Below are 3791 nucleotides of genomic sequence, written 5' to 3'. Positions count from 1 at the left end.
AACAGATGCGGCTTGCCCTGGAAATCGAACTTGGACATGGTCAGCGACCGGCTTTCGATCCGGCCTCGGCACAGGCCGAGCCCGCCTGCGACGTGCGCGCCTGCTCGCGCGCCTACCGCTCCTTCCGCGCCTCGGACTGCACCTTTCAGCCCTATTCCGGCCCGCGCAAGCTCTGCACCCGCTAGGCGGCTTGCCCGCCCGCCCTCGGCTGCTACAAGCCGGGGGGACCGAGCTGAAGGATGCGCGCATGAAACTCGCCACGTTCAACATCAACGGCGTCAAGGCGCGGATCGGCGCGCTGTCGGACTGGCTGCAGGAAAAACAGCCCGACGTGGCGATGCTGCAGGAGATCAAGTCGGTCGACGAGGCCTTTCCGCGCCAGCATTTCGAGGACATGGGCTATACCGTCGAAACCCACGGGCAAAAGGGCTTCAACGGCGTGGCCTTCCTGTCGCGCCTGCCGCTCGAGGACGTCAGCCGCGGCCTGCCCGGCGACGAGACGGACGAGCAGGCGCGCTACATCGAGGCCACGGTGATCGGCGAGACGCGGCCCGTGCGCATGGGCTGCCTCTACCTGCCCAACGGCAACCCGGCGCCGGGGCCGAAATACGACTACAAGCTCGCCTGGATGGGGCGGCTGCGCGCGCGGGCAGAGGCGCTTCTGGCGCTCGAGGAGCCCGCCCTGCTCGCCGGCGACTGGAACGTCATCCCGCAAGCCGAGGACGCCGCCCGCCCCGAAGCATGGATCGACGATGCGCTGTTTCGCCCCGAGACCCGCGCCGCCTTCCGCCGGATCGAGACTCTCGGCTTCACCGAGGCCTTCCGCGCGCGGGTGCGGGGCCCGGGGCATTATTCCTTCTGGGACTACCAGGCCAATTCGTGGGAGCGCGACAACGGCATCCGCATCGATCACCTGCTGCTGTCGCCGCAGGCCGCCGATCTGATGCGTGACGCCTGGATCGACCGCGAAGTCCGCGGCCGCGAGAAGCCCTCGGATCACGTGCCGGTCTGGATCGAACTCGACGCCTGAGCACAGGTCATCATCTCGACCAAGGGGGGGGGGGGGGGGGGGGCCGCGCGCCCCCCTTTGCATGACCGCCCCGAAATCCTCCTACGACAACAGGCCCTTGGCGCACAGCGCGACCGCCAATAGCGCACATAACGCGCTATTCCGTTCCCGAGGGGGCGGGCCTATCTGCCAATCATCGAAACGACGACCCCCCGAGGCAGCCCATGAGAGGCGCGGCCCGGCCCCGTCACCAAGCGATCATCCGGCCCGTTTCGGGCCGAGTTTGTCGCAAGATGTGACGAGGAGAAAGGCTGCGACATGTGGCGACAAGCGCCGCATGGCGATGCACCGACGGGGGGCCTAAGTCGATTGCACAAGACGGCCACACCGGCCGCCGACATCAAACTTAGAGCCCCCACCTCCCCGGGGGACACCGAAAGGAAAGACCATGAAGAACCTCATCCTCGCCGCCCTCGTCGCCGCCACCGCCGTTCCCGCCGTGGCCGCCACCGACAGCTTCGGCGCCCAGTACAGCGTCGAGAACGCGAGCTTCGTCGAGATCGACAGCGTGCGTTCGCAAGACGGTGGCCGCGTCGAGATCCTCGACGGCAGCAGCCTGAGCAACGCCGTTTCGCTCGGCAGCACCGACGTGCGCCCCGGCTTTGAAAGCGACGTGCGCGTGCAGCTGACCCACAAGCCGTTCCGCGACAACGTGCTCGCCGTGCTCTACGACGCCGATGGCGATGTCACCGCGACTCGCGAACTGCGCGTGCGCAACTGATCCTGGACGCGCGGCGTCCCCTTGGGCGCCGCACCTTCTGCTTCAGCAATCCTGCCCGTCGCCAGCCATGGTGGCGGGCATTTCGCGCGTCACATCATGCGCGTGCAGCCAGGCCATGCGCGCGGTGAAGCGCGCGGGCGCGAGCCGCCCGATCGCGCCGAGCCCGGCATGGGCGATGCGCCGGGCCGGGCCGGAGAGGTGATAATTGCGCGCATTGGCCTGCGCCGCCGCGATGGCGCGGCGCACCCGCGGCGCGCGCGCCGCGGTATAGCGCCCCAGCGCCGTGCCGAGCTCTTGCGACAGCGCCTGCGCCAGAACCCAGCCATCCTCGATCGCCAGATTGGCGCCCTGCGCGAGGAAGGGCAGCGTCGGATGGGCGGCATCGCCCAGGAGCACCAGCCGCCCGTCGTGCCAGCGCCCGGGCACGGGATGACGAAACAGGCCCCAGAGCCGCACCTCCTCCACCCGGTCGAGCAGGCCGCGCAGCTCGGACGCCGCATCCTCGAACACCGCGCGCAGCCGCGCCGGATCATCGGCGTGATCCCAGCCCTCGGGCGCCCAATCGGGCTGCTCGCGCACCGCCACGAGGTTGAGCCGCCCGCCCGGCAGCGGATAGGTCACGACATGCCGCTTGGGCAGCATCCAGATCCGCGCTTCGGGCTCTGCGACCACGCCATGGAGCATCGCCCGCCATGCGACCTGCCCGGTGAAGCGCGGCCCCTCATCGGCGACAAGCGGGCGCAGCGCCGAGCGCAGCCCGTCCGCCGCGACGATGAGATCGGCGGTGATGCTTTCGTGATCCGCGAAATCGAGCCGCCCCGCGGCGGGATCGGCGCCGGTCACCCGCCGCCCGGTGACGAGGCGCACGCCCTGCGCCTGCGCCGCCTCGGCCAGAAGGGCGACGAGGGCGGCGCGATGCATGAACCTGTAGGGATGCGCTTCGCCGTCGAGCGCGAAGCGGGCGATGGCGCGGCCCGAATGCCCGTCGGTGGGGCAGACGGCGCGGGCGCGAATGGCCGCCGCGTCGAGCGCGGGACCGAGGCCCAGTACCTCCAGCACGGCGGCGCCATTGGGCGTGATCTGAAGCCCCGCGCCGATCTCGCGCAGCGCAGGCGCGCGCTCGTAGAGCGTGACCTCATGCCCGCCGCGCGCCAGACAGAGCGCGGCGGTCAGCCCGCCGATCCCCGCGCCGGCGATGGCGATCGCCATGCGGGGCGAGGTCGGCGGCATGCGCGATCAGTCGTCGCGGTGGACGCGCTCGCGGCGCTCGTGGCGCTCCTGCGCCTCGAGGCTCATCGTGGCGATCGGCCGCGCGTCGAGACGGCGCAGCGAGATCGGCTCCCCGGTGATCTCGCAATAGCCGTATTCGCCCTCGTCGATCCGGCGCAGCGCGGCGTCGATCTTGGAGACGAGCTTGCGCTGGCGATCGCGCGTGCGCAGTTCCAGCGCGCGGTCGGTCTCTTCGCTGGCGCGGTCCGCCACGTCGGGAATGTTGCGCGTGGCGTCCTTCATGCCCTCGATGGTGTCGCGGCTGTCGGACAGCAGCTCGTTCTTCCAGGCCAGCAGCTTGCGGCGGAAATATTCGAGCTGCCGATCATTCATGAACGGCTCGTTCTCGGCGGGCCGGTAGTCGTCGTTAAGAAATGACTCGGCTTTCATGTGTGCTCCCGTTGAAGGGCCAGCGCCGGGTCCCCATATCCACCCCGCAACCGGCGTACCCTTGTATGCCGCTCTCCTACTCCCTGCGTCACCTCCTGTCACCCTGTTTCTGCGCTGCCGTGTCGCTGCGGCAACTGGCGCCGACAGCTTTGAAAATCAGGCGTTTCGTCGCGCGGCCCCCGAAGCGAACTCGCGCGTTCCACCCGTGATCCGCACACGCGGTGGTAGTCCGGTCAGCCTAGCATGTTTCGCGTGGGAATTGAACGTGACGATGCGTTGCCTGCTGCGGCGGCGCGCCGCAAGCCGCCCGGCTGGACAAGCGCGCGGCCCGCGCGCTAGGTG

At 69.7% G+C, this 3791-nt stretch carries 5 protein-coding genes; 3 read left to right on the top strand and 2 right to left on the bottom strand.

Going from position 1 to position 3791, the window contains the following annotated elements; all coding sequences use genetic code 11:
- The 3 genes from NHG85_RS19280 to NHG85_RS19270 form a co-directional block, all read left to right on the top strand.
- Positions 1 to 185 (top strand): BA14K family protein (locus NHG85_RS19280; RefSeq protein ID WP_253335363.1); only part of this gene is annotated, 185 nt, incomplete at its 5' end.
- Positions 186 to 247: 62 nt separating this feature from the next.
- Positions 248 to 1030 (top strand): exodeoxyribonuclease III, encoded by a 783-nt coding sequence (gene xth / locus NHG85_RS19275; RefSeq protein WP_253335362.1) that lies wholly within the window; start codon positions 248 to 250, stop codon positions 1028 to 1030.
- Between the two features lie 427 nt (positions 1031 to 1457).
- Positions 1458 to 1790 (top strand): hypothetical protein, encoded by a 333-nt coding sequence (locus tag NHG85_RS19270; RefSeq protein WP_253335361.1) that lies wholly within the window; start codon positions 1458 to 1460, stop codon positions 1788 to 1790.
- 42 nt (positions 1791 to 1832) lie between these two features.
- Here the strand turns inward: NHG85_RS19270 and NHG85_RS19265 are convergent, their stop codons facing one another.
- Complete coding sequence (locus tag NHG85_RS19265) at positions 1833 to 2999, bottom strand: FAD-dependent monooxygenase (RefSeq protein ID WP_253335360.1); 1167 nt, start codon at positions 2997 to 2999, stop codon at positions 1833 to 1835.
- Positions 3000 to 3026: 27 nt separating this feature from the next.
- Positions 3027 to 3449 (bottom strand): RNA polymerase-binding protein DksA, encoded by a 423-nt coding sequence (gene dksA / locus NHG85_RS19260; RefSeq protein ID WP_253335359.1) that lies wholly within the window; start codon positions 3447 to 3449, stop codon positions 3027 to 3029.
- Positions 3450 to 3791 lie beyond the last annotated feature (342 nt).

Origin of the sequence: Limimaricola litoreus, assembly GCF_024159025.1 — a bacterium.
Lineage (GTDB): Bacteria > Pseudomonadota > Alphaproteobacteria > Rhodobacterales > Rhodobacteraceae > Limimaricola > Limimaricola litoreus.
Note: the sequence above shows the minus strand (reverse complement) of the source record. Positions and strands in the feature narration are given on the sequence as shown.